This is a genomic window from Streptomyces sp. SAI-135 (assembly GCF_029893805.1).
GTDB lineage: Bacteria > Actinomycetota > Actinomycetes > Streptomycetales > Streptomycetaceae > Streptomyces.
This window is the reverse complement of the sequence record NZ_JARXYP010000002.1, coordinates 5,844,226-5,860,555: the sequence shown is the minus strand read 5'-3', so window position 1 is coordinate 5,860,555 and position 16,330 is coordinate 5,844,226. Positions and strand designations below refer to the sequence as shown.

Genomic DNA, 16,330 nt, shown 5'->3' with positions numbered 1-16,330 from the left:
ACGTTTCCGGCCGGTTGCCGCCTTCTACGAGGCCGGCTCGTACCGCAGCAGTACGACGCCGTTGCCGAAGGTGTGCGACTCGACGAGCCGGAGGGAGGTCAGCGTGTCGGAGCGCGGGAAGAGGGGCTTGCCTCCGCCGACGAGGGCGGGGTGGACGTAGACCCGCAGCTCGTCGACGAGGCCGTACCGCAGGAAGGTCGCCCCCAAGTCGGCCCCGCCCAGGGCCAGATCACCGCCCGGCTGCTGCTTCAGCGCCCGCACCTCTTCCGGTACGACCTCGCGGACGAGGGTGGAGTTCCAGTCGACGTGTGTGAGGGTCCTGCTGTAGACGACCTTGGGGAGGTCCCGCCAGATCGGGGCGAACTCCTTGACGGAGGCGGGCGCCTCGGGGTCGGCGTCGGCGGTGGGCCAGTAGTCGGCCATCAGTTCGTAGACGCGGCGGCCGTGGAGCAGTCCGCCCATGCTGCCGACCGTGGCGTTCATGTGCGCGTGCAGTTCGTCGTCGACCCGGTGCCAGCTGATGTCGTCGGGGTCGGGGCCCTCGATGTAGCCGTCGAGGGACATGGACATCATCAGGACGATTTTCCGCATCGGACACCTGACCTGGGCGCGGGAGAGAGGATCGGCTTCCAAGGTACCGGGAGCGACGAGGACGGCGTGGGAACGCCAGGGCGGGAGATGGCTGCGGGATGGGGCGCTGGCTGGACGGGCGGGGCGAGTTGGTCGTGCACGGTGAGCGGGGCGGGGTCACCGTGCCCCTGGAGATAGCGAGCTCCTACCGGGCCCGGACGAGGGGACTGCTGGGACGGGACTCCGTGGACGGGGCCCTGCTCCTCTCCCCCGCGGGCAGTGTGCACACCTTCCGCATGCGCTTCCCCATCGACGTCGCCTACCTCGACCGCCACCTCCGCGTCATCGCGGTCCGCACGATGCGCCCGGGCCGCCTGGGCCTGCCCCGCCTGCGTTCCCGGCATGTGCTGGAGGCGGGGGCGGGGGTGATGGAGGGGTGGGGGGTGGGGGTGGGGGTTCGGGTGGAGATCGTGGTGGAGTGACGTCGTGTGAGACGTGCCGCCTCAGCCGAACGCGCTGACTGCGAGATCGGCCGACGGAGCCACCTCGGCGATCGGGCCGACGCGGTGCGGCCCTGCGCCGTCACTTCAGGGCAGGCAGCGCCCCTTCGGGTAGCGGATCCGTGGACTTGCACTGAGTCGGCAACGTGACCACCCGGGCCGCTTGTACGGCGATCTCGGCGAGGTCCGTACGATGAGCGCCCGTTTTCGAGACCGCCGGGCCCTGGGCCGAGACGTCGATGCTCAAGGCCATGCTCCGGCCTTGGGCGTCCCGGCGTGTGCAGGCGAGGTAGATCGCTGCGGCGTTGGGTGACGAAAGTGCTCGAGTCCCGGCCGTGAACGTCTTGAGTCCGGCCTTGGTGACGACCCCGTCCGCCAGAAGGCTCTTCTCCCATGTGTCGGCTGACATGGTGACGGTCTGGCTCTCGAGATGGAAGGCGTTCTCGCCGTCGACGGAGATACGGCAGGTCGAGTTCAGTTCGTCGGCGATGTCAGTGCTGCGTGAGGTGGCGGAGGAGGCGACGTTCCTTCCCTGCGGGAGGATGCGTTCGAACGCGGCCACCTGCATCTGGAAGTCGTCACCGGCACAGATGTCACGGCTGTCGAGGTGATCCCTTTCAGAGTCCGGGAACGCCCTCCCGACCAGGAAACCTCCGACGAGGCAACCAGCCACGACGACGGCGCTCGTTGCCACTACCACTACGGATTTCATCAGTCTCTGCTTTCCGCGCCCAGGTCACGACCGTATCCGGGCAGGTTGGCCTGGGCTTCGACGATTCCCGCCGTTGTCTCGGCGGCGATGATGCTGTTGAAGTTCTGGGTGTGCGAGGTCCCGTGGGCTTCGACCGCCGCCTGCACGGCGTCCTGGTTCACCTGCGCGGTGGAGTCCTTGACGTGCTGCCAGTCCTGACCGCTGCTGTAGACGACCTTGCCGGTGCTGTCCTGCTCCTTGCCGTCCACGATCTGGTTGATGATGTCGCCGCTGATGGTCGTGGCCGCACCACCCACAACGGCTCCCGTGGCAGGCGTGGCGATGAAGGACGTACCGACTCCGATACCGGTGCCCACCACGCCGGAGGCCCAGGCGCCGTTGCGTTCCAAGGCGTCGTTGTACTTCTTGTCGGCCTCGACGGCGTCCCCGATTTCCGTCTCCTGACGCCCGACGGCGATGGCTCCCTGGATCTCCCCCGACGAGTGCGCGATGTTCTTCAGGGCTTCGTCGGTGTCCGGCGCGTAGGCGTCCGGATGCTTGAGGTGGTAGTCGTACAGATTTGCCGCGTAGGCCGTCTGTCCGAGGTTGACCGCTGCGTATCCCTCGGGGTCCTTGCCGACCGTCATGAGGAACCGCGTCGCGTCCTGCTCGCCGAAGTTCGCCTGTGCCCCCTCCAGCGGGAAGAGAGCCAGTCCTTCTGCCGACTTGTCGCTGGCCATGGCCCTGCTGAAGTCCGGCATGTACTCGCCGCTCATCCGGCCGAGGCTGTCGTACATGCCGTCACGGGCCATCTCCGGGTCCTTGGAGACACCGTGGACGATCTTCTGCATGATCTCGGCCTGCTTGTCGGTGTGCGCAGGGAGGTCCTTCGGCGGCGCCTCGTCATAGGGATGGCCGGTCGTGGCCGCTTCCAGGGCATGGCCCAGCTGGTTGTAACCGCTGATGGGAGCCGGGATCCGTTCGCCGGTCTCCGGATCGAAGGCCGGCCACTCCTCGTCCTGGAACCACTTCCGATCGTCGGTGAGGTAGTCGAAGTACTCCTCGTTCCCGAAGATGTTCGTCGCGGCTTCAGGGCAGCGCCCGAGACCCTCCATGTAGCCGGTCATGGGGTCGGTGCTGCCTTCGTTGCTGCCGATGTAGTTCAGCTTGCCGACGCCGTTGTCACCGAACCAGTCGGACTCGACGTCCTTGCCGAACGACTTGTCGGTGGCGATGAGGGCCTTGCCGTAGTCCTCCATGAACCGGGGCTCGTACTTGCCGTTTCTCATCAGGCTGCTCATCACCTGGAAGCCGGCCGGATTGCTCGCGTCGTCGATGCCGAGCGGCTTCGGTCCGAGTCCGATGACCTCGTTCTTCCAGGCCTGCATTTCCTTGCTGTCGGACTGGGTGGCGGTCCCCAGGGTGCCGCCGAGGTCCTTCTGGAGTTCCTTCAGCAGCTCTTCCCGTTCCGGCCGTGCAGCGCCGTACTCTCCGGCCGGGTCGGCCATGTCTGCCCAGAACTCCAGGGTGCCTCGGCCGCCCAGGCCCGTGGCGAACTTCTCGGCGAACTCCTCGTCCCCCTGGTTGGCCCGCAGCAGTTCGTTGAGCTGCCTGAGCTCCTCGTCCGACATCTCCGAGCCCTTTTTCGCCAGTTCCAGGGCGCGAGAGGCGTCGGCTGCGTCAAGGGAGGTGACGACCTTGGAGTTGAAGTTGTCCGTATAACTCCCGAGATCACGGCGCAGGGCCCAACAGGCGGTCTCGTCGGCGTCGGCGGCCTGCCGGAGGACGGCTTCGATACGGCGTGCAAAGGAGTCGCAGGCCTGTTGCTGTTCGCGGATGAGCTCCTGACCGTCAGGGTCATGGCGGGCGCCGGCGTCCTGGGACAGGTCGTTGCGCGGGGTGACCACGCCGACGGCACTGACGTGCAGCTGCTGCTTCGGGGCCTCGACCGCTGCGAGGCGGTGGAGATCGTCCTTGGCCTTCTTCAGCTCGGCGTACAGGGTGGTGAGGACACCGGCGATGCCGTCCGCTTCCTTCTGCGCGTCCGCGAACTCCTGATGTGCGTCTCGTACGTCGTTGCCGGCCTTGGCCGCCGTCAGGGCGGGCTGGTGCCAGCCGGCCTGTTTGAAAGGCGCCGCGACCTCGTCGCCGTACGCGGTGTGCAGCCCCTTGAACTTGGTGGCCGTCTCCCGCCAACGGTCGGCGGCGGCCTTGAGGTTGCTCAGATTGAGATGGTACAGCTGCTCGTACGTCGGCATGGCTGCGGAGGGTCCCCGTGGTGTGGTGTGTGCGTCGGGCGATGGGCCGGTGTGTGCCAGGTTCAGCCGAAGGGCGACGGCTCACCCGAGAGGGCGCGCATCGTCTGCGTGTTCGCCGTCTCGGTGCTCTGGTAGAGCACGCCGGAACCGCCGCACTGGCGGGACAGGCCGTCACACTTGGACGCGAGTGCCGCGACCTGACTCGACCAGGTCTCCGCCAGACCGCTGAGCGCTCCCCCGAGACCTCCGTCCCAGTTGCCGCTGCCGAAGTCCTTGGACGCCGAACGCGTCTCGTCCACCGGGTGCGCGCCGGTCGTCCGTGTCCGGCCCGCCATGTCCTGCGCTCCGGCGCCCGCACGGTTCAGGGCCGCCGGATCCTCGATGTCCGTCCCGGTTGACACGCGTTACCCCCTGTTGGTGCCCGCACCTTGTCGGGCGGGAGAGAAAAATATCACCGGCACACTGAGCGGTCCTGTCCTGCACCACCCAGGTCAGCTCGCCCCCCGTGGGAACGACACCTCCACCCGGCGGTTCTTCTTGCGGCCCGCTTCTGTCGCGTTGGAGGCGATGGGGTAGTCCTCGGAGTAGCCGCGGACCTCGTAGGTGATGCCGGAGTCCTTCAACTCCTGGTCGAGGACGTCCTGTACGGCGTTGGCGCGCTGGCGGGAGAGGGTGCGGCCGTGGGCGTAGCTGCCGAGGTCGTCGGTGAAGCCGAAGACGCGGATCCGGGTGGCGTTCTGGTTCTTGATCTCCGCCGCGATCGCGGAGATGCGGGCCCTCGCCTCGCCGTTCAGCTTCGCGCTGTCCTTGCCGAACAGGACCTCTGCCTGGAGGGCGAACTTCACGTCCGCGTTGGTGTCCTCCCGGCGCTCGTCCCCGCTCTGGTCCTCCACGACCTGCTTGATGTCCAGGACCTTCGGTTCGGCGAGGGTGGCGCCTTCGGGGAGCTTGAGGTCCGGGTCGTTGGGGTCCACCTCGACGGGCGCGGTGGCGGAGGGTTCGGTGCCCGGGGGGACACTGGGCCCGTCGTCGGCCCGGGCCGGCGCGTGAGGGTCAGGGCCGCGGTGAGCGAGACGACCGTGAGGGCCAGGGCCAGGCGGGGTGGGGTTCGGGTGGCGGTCATGGGGGGCTTCATCCGGAGATCTGGATGGTGGCGGAGGCGAAGGTGGGGAGTTGGAAGGCCACCTCCGTCGTGCCTTGGGGTGGGGCCGGGAACTGCATGAACACGGCGATGTCCTCGCCCGCCTTGAGCGTCGAGAAGCCCGTGGTGGTCAGCGGGCGGCCGTCGGTGTCCCGGAGCACGTAGTACCGCTTCTTGCCCTTGGAGTCGACGAGGGTCGCCCCGCCCAACGATCGGCCGTTCCTGACGATCTCGGTCTCGTCACCCCGCACCGCCGCTGGAACGACGACGCTCTTGGCACTGTCGTTCTTCAGGTTTCCGTTCACGGTGACGAAGCCACCGGCGTCCCGCTCCGCGGAGGTGATCTGGAGCAGCAGTCCGTCCTGGCCCTTCAGTTCGGCCAGAGGCACGTCCGCCTGCCCCTCCTGGGTACTGGGCTTGGAGCCGTCTCCCTTGGAGGCGGAAGCCGAAGTCTCGGGCTTCTCGCCGTCGTTGCCGCCACCGCCGCAGCCGGCCACACCGACGGCCAGTCCGGCCGCGACCGTCAGCGTGACGATCCCCCTGCGGGCCCTCGCCGTGAACCGAATGCTCATCGCTCTGCTTCCTTCGTCAGTGGTGTCGTCAGCTTGTCAGTCCGCCAGGTGGACGTCGAAGAGGTCCTCGGGTTTCGGGAGATCCGTGAGGTCTTCCGGGTCCAGGGACCAGTCGACGCCGTCGTCGCATGTGAGCTTCGGCAGCACGGTCGGGCCGGCCCCCGCACCGGGCAGCTCGAACTCGCAGCGCGGCTCGATCACGGCGCGGGCGCGCTCGGTCGAATGCGCGCTTTCGGTGCCGGGGACGATGGAGTCACCGACGCTCTGATTGGTGGTGGCCTCGACTTCGTAGCCCGGATCTTCCCACTCCGGGTGTGCACCGCACTGCACGGTCGCGTCGTTCTGCGCGGCCAGCTGGGTCGCCCGGGCGCAGCCCTCGAAGAGAACGCCGTCACCGTTGAAGATGTCGCGCCACGTGGTGGGGTCGAGTATGTTCTCCACCCATTCGTCGGTGAGCTCGTCCCGGGTGTCCAGGGCTGCTGCCAGGGCTGCCGCGTCGGCCGCCGTCTGGGCACTGCTCCGGTTGGCCGCGGCCTGGCCGACCGCGAGGAAGGCGAACGCGAGAAGGAGCAGGCCCCCCACCACCGTGATGTAGATGGGGAATGCCTGCCCTGCGTCGCTGTGCGGGTAGAGGCGCGTCAGCCGCCGGTGACGTTGGCGATCTGCTCGGTGATCGCGTCGTAGATCGTGCTGCCGATGTCCGTCCCCGTAATGGCCAGCACGATCGCCACCACCACCGCGATGATGCCCAGGTACTCGACCGCGGTCTGACCCTTGTCGTCGTTGAACCGGTTGCTCATCGTGTGACCCTTCGGTGTCGCCGCCATCGACAACCGGAACGTAGACCCGCGGATCGTGTTCCGCGCAGGGCCCCTGGGCCCAAATCCGGGCCCAAGCTCGTGTCGGCACGGCTCACCCCACCCCTCGGCCCGGGCTCGGGGCCGTGCCCAGCCACTTCGCGGCGGCCTCGGAGCGGCTCGTGCTGTGGAGCTTGGCGAAGATGCGGTTGATGTGGTTCTTGACCGTCTTCTCGCTGATGAAGCAGGCGGCGGCGATCTGCTGGTTGGTCATGCCGGATGCGATGAGGTCCATGATCTCCGCCTCCCTCGCGCTGAGTTGGAAACGCGACCTGTCCAAGGACGACTGTCCCACAGATGGTTGCAGTTGCGAAAGTCCTTTGAGGGGGATTTGCTGCACGGAGGCGGGGAGATGGGGATTTACGTGTGCATTCGCATCGCGTAGTTGGGCAAGGAGGGCGCTCGCCGCCGTGGGTGTGAGGTGGGTGCGGCCCCGCGCGGTGTCCCGTACGGCCGCGGCGAGCTGGTCCGCCGTGAACTCGCCGTGGACGAGGTAGCCGTCGGCTCCCCGGCGCAGCGTCTCCTGGACCGTCTCCGGCTCTCCGCTGTACGTCAGCATCAGCACCGGGGCGATCGGGACGAGGTACGGGAGCGCGGAGATGCCGTCCACGCCCGGCATCCGGACGTCCAGCAGAACCACGTCCGGGCGGTGCCGGCGCGCGGCCTCGTACGCCTCGCGGCCGTCCGCCGCCTCCGCCACGACCGTGATGTCCGGGCGGCCCGAGAGAAGCGCGGTGAGGCCCGCTCGGACCACCGGGTTGTCGTCGGCGACGACGATCCGGACGGGGGTGGCCGGGGCCGTCGGGAACAGGGCGATCGGTGGGGTGGGGTGCTCGGGGTCGTCCGGCATGTCGCGGCCTCCTCTCGTGGGGTGGGGGGTGGTCATCGGTGCGGTTGCGGGGGTGACAGGGGGAGTTGGAGGAGTACCTCCGTGCCCTTGGCGTCCGGGCCCTCGCCGATGTGGAGTCGGGCGCCCACCGACTCGGCGCGTTCCACCATGCCGACCAGGCCGAAGTGGCCGGAGCGGCGCAGTTCGTCGAGGGTGGTGTCCGGCGGGAGTCCGCGGCCGTCGTCCTGGACGCTGATGCTGAGCAGTCGGTGGTCGGGGGTGATGTCCGCCGTGACGTCGACACGCGTGGCCCCGGCGTGCCGGTGGGCGTTCTCCATCGCCTCCTCGGTGATGGTGAGGAGTTGCCGCGCCACGGGAGGCGGGACGGGAAGGGCGGGGTGCGGGGGGTCGGGCGGCCGGTAGGTCGTGGGGAGCGTGGTGCGGGTGTTGAAGTTCCTTGTGCGGGACGCCAGTTCCTCGAGTACGTCCGTCACCGGGGACGGGTCCCCGCGCAGGTCCGTGAGGAGTTCACGGGACTCCGTCGCCGCCCTGCGGGCCGCCCGGGCCACGAGGTCGGCCTGCTGTCGGAGCAGCGCCGGGTCCGGGGCGGGGGCTGCCGCGGAAGCCGCCAGGCCCTCCGCCGCCAGCGCCACGCCGTGCAGGGTCTTCGCCACCGAGTCGTGCATCTCCCGTGCCAGGCGCGCCCGTTCCTCGCCGATCGCCTCCGTCACGGCCAGCCGGGCCTTCATCGCGGTGAGGGCCTGGGTCGCGGTGCCGAAGCGGAGCAGGAGGCCGCGCAGGGTGGAGCCGACCGCGCCCGTGATCACGCAGAAACCGGGGAGCAGAAGGAAGTCGGCGGGGGTCGTGTTCGGGTGCGGGAGGGCCGTCTGGGCCAGCAGGAGGATCAGGGACTGAAGGGACGCGAAGACCGCGGCGCCGCGCCAGCTGTAGGCGATGCCGGCGAGGAGGGGGGTGCAGACGCTGACGTAGGCGAGTGTGGTGTCGGGGCCCGCGGAGATCAGGAGGAGGCTGGCGAAGAGGGTGTCCGCGGCCAGCAGGGCGGGGTGGCGCAGCAGGAGGGGGCCGAAGCGTTCCCAGTCCCTGAAGAGGGCGTACGAGACCATGAAGGTGACGACCACCGCGGCGCCGACCAGGCGGGTCCCCAGGCCCGGGTTGGCGTTGAGGAGGGCGGCGGGGGCGGCCAGGGCGATCATCGCCAGGCGGAAGCCGAACACCTGGCGGCACATGGCCTGGAGGGCGTTGACCTGGAGGTCCAGCGCGGGTACGTCGGCGGGGCGCGCCGGGTCCCCGGCGGGGCGGGTGTCCGGTTCCGGCGCCGCCGGGTCCCCGGCAGGGCGGGTGTCCGGCTCCGGCGCCCCGCGTCCGTCCTCGGCCCTCGCCCGCGCCGGTGTCACCTGCCGGCGCCTTCCCGCATCCGTCATCGACATCGCCCGGCCCCCTACTTCCCCGTGATCGTGCCGAAGTCGGTGCCGGAGCCGAGGAGCAGGCCCGCGGCCAGGAGCAGCATGGTGGCCGGGACCATGAACGTGGTGATCATCATGGTGGCCTTGGGGACCGCGCGGGCGGCCTTGCGGCGGGCGTTCTGGGCGTCCGTGCGGCGCATGTCCTTGGCCAGGGAGACCAGGGTGTCCACGATGGGGGCGCCCAGTTCCTCGCCCTGCTGGAGCGCCGTCACGAACATCGCCACCTGTTCGGAGTCGTTGCGGCGGCGCAGTTCCGCGAAGGCCTGGCGGCGGCTCATGCCCAGGTCCATCTGGCGCAGGGTGATGCGCAGTTCGTCGGCCCAGGGGCCCTCGTACTTGGAGGCCACCCGGTCCAGGGCCTGGCGGAAGCCCAGGCCGGCGCTCACCACGACCGCCAGCACGTCCAGGAAGTCAGGGAGGGTGCGCTCGATGACGTCCTTCCTGACCCGGATCGCCGACCAGATGCCGACCTCCGTCCAGAACGCCCCGAAGGCCAGCAGGAGCAGGGCCACCAGGATCTGGCCGCGGAGGAGGAAGACCAGGAATCCCAGGGCGCCCAGGAAGCCGTAGACCGCCCGGCGGGCCGCGTAGCGGTTGATGGTCAGGCCGCCCGGGTTGCCCGCCAGGTCGATCTTGCGGCGGTACTTGGCGACCTGCTTGGGGCCCATCAGGCGCAGGACGGCGGGGGCGTAGCGCATGCCCATGCGGTCGATCAGGGAGTCGACGGCGCCGGTGCGGGTCGATCCGACCTCCAGCGCCAGCACCAGGTCGCTCGGCAGTTTCGCCTCGGCCCGGTACATGCGGATGCCGGCGAAGACGCCCCACACGCTCAGGGCCATCAGCAGGGCCAGTCCGATACCGATCACAGCCGCCCCCTCCTCAGACGTCAATCCGTGACATGCGGCGGATCAGTACGAAGCCCACCGCGTAGAGGGCGAAGGCGATGATCACCGCGCCCTGGCCGAGCGGTGAGCCCGTCATCCGCTCCAGCGCGCCGTCCTTGACGCCGTTCATCAGGAACAGCGAGCCGATGCCGAGGACCGGGACCGCGTACGACGTCATGCTCACCTGGGAGAGCTGGGTGCGGACCTCGCGCCGGGTCTCCTTGCGTTCCTCCAGCGTCTCGGTGAGGTTGCGCAGGGCGCTGACCACCTGGCCGCCCGCCCGGTTCGACAGCACCAGGGTCGTGACCAGGACCACCAGCTCCCGGGACGGCAGCCGCTTCGCCATCTCGTCGAGTGCGTCCTCCATGGCCACGCCGACCGCCAACTGGTTCGCCACGTTGGCCAGTTCCTCACCGGCCGGGGCCTCCAGCTCCTCCGCCGCCATGCCGATCGCGGTGCGCAGGGCGAGTCCGGCGTGGGTGGCGTTGGCCAGGATGCGGGCCAGTTCGGGGAGTTGGTTGATGAACTTCTCGATGCGCTTCTGGCGCTGCCAGTTGAGGAACTGCACCGCCGCCCAGACCCCCGCGAGGCCGGCCAGCGGCCCGAAGAAGGGGGCCAGGGTGGCCTGGCCGATCAGCCACAGGCCGCCGACGAGTCCGATCATCGCGGCGAAGAACTCGCCCGGGGTCACGTCGAGACCGGTCGCCGCCAGCCGCAGTTCCAGCTCCCGGCCGAGCCGGGTACGGCGCAGCCGGCGGTCCAGGTCGCGGAAGTGCCGGCGGCGGCCGGTGTACGGCACCTGGCCCGCGGCCGTCAGCCGGTCGACCAGGGCCGCCCGCTGTGCCCGTCCCCTGGCGTAGACGTGGACGCCCACGACGGCGAGGACGCACGTCAGCAGGGTGGCGCCGATGGTGAGGCCGACTAGGGTCTGGAGGTCCATGGGGGTGGGTCCTACCTGGCTTCTCGGAGGGCCAACTGGGCCGCGGACTGGGCCACCCCGAAGGCCTGGGGGGTGGGCTGGCTCGCCATGTAGAGGCGGTCGACGGTGCGGCGCGGGAGCGGGAAGTACGCGAACCGGCCGTAGATCCGGCCGTCCGCCGCCATGGGCTGGGCGTCGAAGCGGGCCACCGTCGCCAGGCGGTACGGCTCGCTGCCGTGGCTGTCGAGCAGGGCGATCTCGGTGATCCGGCGGGCGCCGTCGGCGAACCTGGTGAGCTGGATGATCACGTCGACCGCGCTGTTGATCTGGTCGTGCAGGGCCTCGAAGGGGATCTCCACCTCCGACATGGAGGCGAGGGTCTTCAACCGCATCAGCGCGTCCTCGGCGCTGTTGGCGTGGACCGTGGCGAGGGAGCCGTCGTGGCCCGTCGACATGGCCTGGAGCATGTCGAGGGACTCGCCGCCGCGGACCTCGCCGACCACGATCCGGTCGGGGCGCATGCGCAGTGAGTTGCGGACCAGGTCGCGGATGGTGACCCGGCCCTTGCCCTCCACGTTCGGCGGGCGGGACTCCAGGCGGACCACGTGCCGCTGCTGGAGCTGGAGTTCGGCGGAGTCCTCGATGGTGATGATCCGGTCGCCCTCCGGGATCAGTCCGGACAGGGCGTTGAGCAGGGTCGTCTTTCCGGTGCCCGTCGCGCCCGACACGATGATGTTGAAGCGTGCCTGCACCAGGCCCGCCAGCAGGTACAGCATGTTCTCGTCCAGCGAGCCGAAGCCGACCAGTTCCTGGAGCGTGTAGGAGCGGGGGAAACGGCGGATGGTGAGGATCGCGCCGGTCAGGGAGAGCGGCGGGATGATGACGTTGACGCGCTCGCCGGACGGCAGGCGCGCGTCGACCATCGGGTTGGTCTCGTCGACCCGCCGGTTGACCGTGGAGACGATGCGTTCGATGGTCTGCATCAGCTGGTCGTGGGAGGGGAAGCGCAGCGGCAACTGCTCGACGCGGCCGCCGCGTTCGACGAAGATCGAGTCCGGGCCGTTGACCATGATCTCGGTGATGGAGGCGTCCTCGAGCAGCGGTTCCAGGATGCCGAGACCGAGCGCCTCGTCGACCACCCGGCGGATGAGCTGCGAGCGTTCGACGGTCGACAGGACCGGGCCCTCGCGGCTGATGATGTGCCCGAGCACCCGCTCCAGGCGGGCCCGGCGCTCGGCCGCCGCCAGCGAGCTCATCTCGGCAAGGTCGATCTCCTCCAGGAGCTTGGCCCGGTAGGAGGAGACGAGGTGGCCGTCCTCGCCCCGGCTGCCGTTCTCCTCGGGGGTGTTGATGCGGGACCGCAGACTCATGGGGTACCTCGTTCAGTGGTCGAGCGGCATGGTGGCGGTCTTGACGGCGGGGTCGAAGTTCCAGCCGAAGACGATCGACGGGATCTGCACGGTGGCGGTGACGGTGACCGAGTCGCCGCCCCCGCCCTCGGTGCAGTCGACGGACAGCCAGTCGCTGATCGCGTTCACACAGCCGTCCTGCGCGCTCAGGCCCAGCGAGGCGGCCCGCGCCCCGGCCCTGGCCGCGGTGCCGGCCTGCTGGGCGGTGTAGGCGATGAGCCCGATCTGGACGCCGGCCATGGCGACGAGGATCAGGATGGGGATGAAGCCCAGGTATTCGAGGGCCACCTGGCCGCGGTCGCGAAGGCGCCTGTGGGAGTACGGCATCTCAGTCCTTGTCCTCCTCCACCGCGCCCGCGTGTCCGTCGACCTGGAAGGGGAAGGCGATCGCCCCCGGGAACAGGACGGGGACGTCGAGGTGGACGTCGGCCGTGACATAGCCGCCGCCGGTCGCGCAGTCCACCGTGCCGCTCCAGGCGCCGGGCAGCTTGTCCAGTCCCGCCTGTTCGCACGCGGCCTCCCGCTCCCCCGGCGCCGCCGCCGTCGCCGCCCGTACCGCCTCGTCCGCAGCATTCCCCGCGAGCGTGAAGGTGTACCCCAACAGCACGAACTGCCACAGCAACACCAGCGTGATCAGGATGAGCGGGGTCATCCCGAGGAACTCGACGGTGACCTGTCCGTCGTCCCCGCGGGACCGCCGAGACCCCGTCCGCCCGGCCCGCCCCACGGCGCCGCGGGACACGGCACGTGTGCCTGCGGGGAGCGTGCCCGCGGATAGCGCGCCAGCGGATAGTGCGCCTGCGGCGAGCACAGCCGCGGTGTTCATGCCCCCGGGAAGCGCGCCTGCGGTGCTCATCCGCCCGGGAAGCCGTCCCCTCGCACCCGGCCCTCCGGAGACCACGCCTCCGGCCTCGGTGGCGTCGGCCCGGGTGGTGCCAGCCCCGGTGGCGCCGACCGCGGTGGCGCCGACCGCCGAAACCCCGCCTCGCGGCTGTCCGCACCGGCCCACACCCGACCCGGCCGGCCGGCGCCCTTCGATCCGACGGCCCGGGTCGTCCGCAACCCGCCCCTCGATCCCACGGCCCGGGTCCGTAACGCACAACTCACGTCGACAACCCGGGGCGTCCGTGCAGCGCCCCTCGATCGGACGGCCCAGATCCGTAACGCACCCCTCGCACCGACAAGCCGCACGCCGACGCCCCCGATCCGCCGACCAGGCCCACGCCGCCGCGCTCACCTCCCCAGCTCCTTGCGTCGCCGGAAGGCCAACGCGCCGCGGTCCCGGCCGCCGTTGCGGTGGGAGTTGGACTCCGTGCCCTTGACCAGGCCGAGTTCGCCGGCGAGGGTCCACAGGGCCTGCTTGACCGTGCCCTTGGGGTCGAGTTCGTGGACCCGGCCCGCGTCCACCGCGCCCTGGAGCTCCTTGAAGTTCGCCGGGATCACGGTAGCCGCGACGCCCGTGCCGGTGATCTTCTGGATGAGCGCGGGCTGGATCTCCGTACCGCGGCTGTGGCGGTTGACGACGACGGTGGTCTCCTCGGCCTTGCGGACCTGGAGCCGGTCCCACATGCGCACGGCACGCTTGGCGCCGCGGACGGCGACCACGTCCGGGGTGGTGACGAGCAACGCCGTGTCGGCCATTTCCACGACCGCCGCGCCGGCCCCGCTGAGCTGGGCCCCGCAGTCCACGACGACGACCTCGTAGCGGGAGCGCAGGGCGCTGACGATCTGGCGGGCGGCGCGCTCGGTGACCTCCTCGCCGCGTTCGCCCTCGCCGGGGGCGAGCAGCAGCGCGAGGCCGGTGTCGTGGGAGAAGACGGCGTCGGCCAGGACGCGCGGGGAGATGTCGGTGATGGTGGCGAGGTCGACGACCGAGCGGCGGAACTGGACGTCCAGGTAGGAGGCGATGTCGCCGGTCTGCAGGTCCAGGTCGAGCAGGGCGGTGGTGCGCCCGGAGGCCTGGGCGGCGAGGGCGAGCTGGACGGCGGTGGTGGTGGCGCCGACCCCGCCCTTGGCCCCGCTGACGGTGACGACGGTGCCGCCGACGCCGGTGAACACGTCGGTGGCGGCGCCCAGGTGCCGTCGTACGCCCGTCGACCACTGGGCGACCGCGTGCACCCGGGTGGCGAGCTCCTCGTAGCCGAGCGGGAGGGAGATCAGGCCGCGGGCGCCGTAGTCCATGGCGGCCTGGAAGAGGCCGGGGCTGACGTCGGAGGTGACGAGGATGACGCCGACGGCCGGGAAGCGCAGGGCGACCTCGCGGATGAGTTCCAGGGCCGGGACGGGGCCGATGCGCTCATGGACGATCACGACTTCGGGCAGCTCGTCGATCGACTCCGACGCCAGTCGCGCGAGGGTGTCGATGAGCTGGGTGGAGTCGGTGACCGGGGCCACCGGCTCGGCGTCCGGGAGCTGGCTGAGCAGCGTGGTGAGGGAGCGGACCGCGTCCGCGTCGCCGACTGCCGGGAGGATCCTCGTGGGCATGGCGGCCTCTCACTTGTCCTTCGCGAGTTCGTACGTGCGCTCCTGCTCGGGCACGGTCCCGGTCTCGCCCGGGGCGACCAGCGCGAGCCGGACTCGCTTGGCGAACGACTCGGCGTAGGTGATGCGCTGGGCGTCGAGGGCGGAGAGCGCGAAGGTGATGGGGCGGGCCTCGGTGGCGGCGCGGGTGCGGTCGTCGGCGTCGGGCTGGAGCGGGGTGAGGTCGCCGACGTCCAGGACGCGCGCGTTCGTCACGATGATCTTGGACTGGTCGGGGTCACCCTCCTTCTGCCCCTCGAAGGTCGCGTAGACGTTGACCGCGGAGCCCGCCGTGATCTTGCCGGCGACACCGGTCGCCGCGTCGATCATGATGGCGATCTCCTGCTGTCCGGGCTGGAGCGCGGGCTGATCGACGATCATGTCGCTCTGGAGCAGCGAGCCCTTCTTCAGGGTCGTCACGGCGATCTTGTCGCGGATGGCGTCGAGGTCGGTGACCGCGTTCGCGGAGAGCCAGCGCTCGGGCATCTCGGTCTTCTCGAACTGCGCCGCGGTGAGCCGGGTGTAGGGCTCGATGTCCTTCTTGACCTCGTACGCCGTGACCTCGGGGCCGACCTTGGACTTCACGTCGTCGATGACGGAGAGCACGCCGGCGAAGGCCGCGAGGGCGCCCAGGACCGACAGGAGCAGGAGTATCACGCCGCGGCGCTGACGGGAGTTCATGAACCGTACAACCTCGTTGGGGGGCTCGGTCGAGCGGAATCGGGGACGGGGGCGATCCGGTACGGCTCACCCGGCGGGCAGTTGGTGCGGTCGCTGGTGCTGCGGTTGCTGATGCTGCGGCTGTTGCTGTGGGACGGGCGCCACGGGTGCGGTGGCCGAACAGAAGACGCACCGGTCTCCGATGACGTCGATACCGCACCAGTGACAGATGTTCTGCCGTACCGAGGTGACCAGTTGGTAAAGGACGGACAGGTCGGGCAGGAAGGTGCAGAACTCGATCAGCCTGCCGGTGCCCCACCACTCGGCGGACTCGGCGGGCAGCGGGGCCTCGCGCAGCCCCTGGATCCGCCAGGACTTGGCGAGCGTCCCGGAGACCCAGTCGGACTGGAGCTGGCCGCGGGCGACGAGCATCGAGGTGGCGAACTCCGGGCCCGCGAGGGCGGCGTCCGGGGCGATCCTGACGAGCTGGGGCTGGGGGTGGGCGAGCACGGCGAACTGACTGCCCGGAACCCAGGACTTGGCGTGCGACTTGAGCCCGACGGGGACCCGGTCGAGCTTGGCCACCGAGCCGAGGAGCGCGCCCGCGTGGAGGTAGTGGGTGAGCAGCCGGCCGGCCGAGGCGAGCACGCCGGGGCTGAGGTCGCAGGAGGCGAGCTGCCGCAACTGCCGGGCGAGGACGGCGAGTCCGAGCGGCGGCAGATCGGGCTGGAACAGGGCGATCCGGTCGCTCTCCAGGAGGGACCGCACGGTACGCAGCCGCTGGTCCACCGCCGGGGGCACGGCACGGGAGTACACGACGACCACATGGCCGTGCTGGTCGATCAACGCCTGGAGGAGGGCGAGCGAGTGGTCGAGCGGTTGCCGGTCGAGGCCGTCGAGCACGACGGCGGGCAGGGTCCGCTCGTCCTGCGCCGGCAGCGCCATGTCGGCGCCGGTCACTGCGATGGCAGTTGGCACGCGCAGCTCCCCGTATCCCATGCCCGAGGGTCCGACGGATCACTCCGGCGCACCCGGT

The 16,330-nt window shown here is 70.3% G+C and carries 18 protein-coding genes and 1 pseudogene; 1 reads left to right on the top strand and 18 read right to left on the bottom strand.

Annotation, left to right across the window (positions count from 1 at the left end):
- Nucleotides 1-24 precede the first annotated feature (24 nt).
- Complete coding sequence (locus M2163_RS31195) at nucleotides 25-591, bottom strand: dihydrofolate reductase family protein (protein WP_280895644.1); 567 nt, start codon at nucleotides 589-591, stop codon at nucleotides 25-27.
- 98 nt (nucleotides 592-689) lie between these two features.
- Between M2163_RS31195 and M2163_RS31190 the strand changes: the two genes are divergently transcribed.
- The gene (locus M2163_RS31190; protein WP_280895643.1) at nucleotides 690-1,052 is read left to right on the top strand and encodes a DUF192 domain-containing protein; all 363 of its coding nucleotides are present in this window, start codon (nucleotides 690-692) and stop codon (nucleotides 1,050-1,052) included.
- Nucleotides 1,053-1,152: 100 nt separating this feature from the next.
- Here the strand turns inward: M2163_RS31190 and M2163_RS31185 are convergent, their stop codons facing one another.
- The 17 genes and pseudogenes from M2163_RS31185 to M2163_RS31105 all read right to left on the bottom strand — a co-directional run bounded on the left by M2163_RS31185 (nucleotide 1,153) and on the right by M2163_RS31105 (nucleotide 16,293).
- A complete protein-coding gene (locus tag M2163_RS31185; RefSeq protein WP_280895642.1) occupies nucleotides 1,153-1,782 on the bottom strand; it encodes a hypothetical protein in 630 nt (209 codons plus the stop codon).
- Entirely contained in the window at nucleotides 1,782-4,019 is a 2,238-nt protein-coding gene (locus M2163_RS31180; protein ID WP_280895641.1) for a hypothetical protein, read from the bottom strand. The genes M2163_RS31185 and M2163_RS31180 overlap by 1 nt, the downstream gene beginning before the upstream one ends.
- A gap of 62 nt (nucleotides 4,020-4,081) precedes the next feature.
- Nucleotides 4,082-4,420 carry a hypothetical protein gene (locus tag M2163_RS31175; RefSeq protein WP_280895640.1) on the bottom strand — a complete coding sequence of 113 codons (339 nt, stop codon included), beginning with the start codon at nucleotides 4,418-4,420 and terminating at the stop codon, nucleotides 4,082-4,084.
- Nucleotides 4,421-4,510: 90 nt separating this feature from the next.
- Nucleotides 4,511-5,142: pseudogene (locus tag M2163_RS31170) on the bottom strand (OmpA family protein).
- 8 nt (nucleotides 5,143-5,150) lie between these two features.
- A complete protein-coding gene (locus tag M2163_RS31165) occupies nucleotides 5,151-5,732 on the bottom strand; it encodes a hypothetical protein (RefSeq protein ID WP_280895639.1) in 582 nt (193 codons plus the stop codon).
- 36 nt (nucleotides 5,733-5,768) lie between these two features.
- A complete protein-coding gene (locus tag M2163_RS31160) occupies nucleotides 5,769-6,374 on the bottom strand; it encodes a pilus assembly protein TadG-related protein (RefSeq protein ID WP_280897347.1) in 606 nt (201 codons plus the stop codon).
- Entirely contained in the window at nucleotides 6,371-6,532 is a 162-nt protein-coding gene (locus M2163_RS31155; RefSeq protein WP_280897346.1) for a hypothetical protein, read from the bottom strand. Before M2163_RS31155 ends, M2163_RS31160 begins: the two co-directional genes overlap by 4 nt.
- 112 nt (nucleotides 6,533-6,644) lie before the next feature.
- On the bottom strand, nucleotides 6,645-7,439 hold the full coding sequence (locus M2163_RS31150; RefSeq protein WP_280895638.1) for a response regulator transcription factor: 795 nt from the start codon (nucleotides 7,437-7,439) through the stop codon (nucleotides 6,645-6,647).
- A gap of 32 nt (nucleotides 7,440-7,471) precedes the next feature.
- Entirely contained in the window at nucleotides 7,472-8,665 is a 1,194-nt protein-coding gene (locus M2163_RS31145) for a histidine kinase (protein WP_280897345.1), read from the bottom strand.
- A gap of 212 nt (nucleotides 8,666-8,877) precedes the next feature.
- On the bottom strand, nucleotides 8,878-9,765 hold the full coding sequence (locus M2163_RS31140) for a DUF5936 domain-containing protein (RefSeq protein WP_280897344.1): 888 nt from the start codon (nucleotides 9,763-9,765) through the stop codon (nucleotides 8,878-8,880).
- 16 nt (nucleotides 9,766-9,781) lie between these two features.
- Nucleotides 9,782-10,726, bottom strand: coding sequence for a type II secretion system F family protein (locus M2163_RS31135; RefSeq protein ID WP_280849577.1), 945 nt, complete (start codon nucleotides 10,724-10,726; stop codon nucleotides 9,782-9,784).
- A gap of 11 nt (nucleotides 10,727-10,737) precedes the next feature.
- Nucleotides 10,738-12,075, bottom strand: coding sequence for a CpaF family protein (locus M2163_RS31130; protein ID WP_280849578.1), 1,338 nt, complete (start codon nucleotides 12,073-12,075; stop codon nucleotides 10,738-10,740).
- Between the two features lie 12 nt (nucleotides 12,076-12,087).
- Nucleotides 12,088-12,441, bottom strand: coding sequence for a TadE/TadG family type IV pilus assembly protein (locus M2163_RS31125; protein ID WP_280895637.1), 354 nt, complete (start codon nucleotides 12,439-12,441; stop codon nucleotides 12,088-12,090).
- 1 nt (nucleotide 12,442) lies between these two features.
- Nucleotides 12,443-12,841: a TadE/TadG family type IV pilus assembly protein gene (locus M2163_RS31120; protein ID WP_348540981.1), complete on the bottom strand. Its 399-nt coding sequence runs from the start codon at nucleotides 12,839-12,841 to the stop codon at nucleotides 12,443-12,445.
- 506 nt (nucleotides 12,842-13,347) lie between these two features.
- Nucleotides 13,348-14,598 (bottom strand): P-loop NTPase, encoded by a 1,251-nt coding sequence (locus tag M2163_RS31115; RefSeq protein WP_280849581.1) that lies wholly within the window; start codon nucleotides 14,596-14,598, stop codon nucleotides 13,348-13,350.
- Nucleotides 14,599-14,607: 9 nt separating this feature from the next.
- Nucleotides 14,608-15,315, bottom strand: coding sequence for a Flp pilus assembly protein CpaB (gene cpaB / locus M2163_RS31110; protein WP_280849582.1), 708 nt, complete (start codon nucleotides 15,313-15,315; stop codon nucleotides 14,608-14,610).
- A gap of 66 nt (nucleotides 15,316-15,381) precedes the next feature.
- A complete protein-coding gene (locus tag M2163_RS31105; RefSeq protein WP_280895636.1) occupies nucleotides 15,382-16,293 on the bottom strand; it encodes a hypothetical protein in 912 nt (303 codons plus the stop codon).
- Between the last annotated feature and the right edge of the window lie 37 nt (nucleotides 16,294-16,330).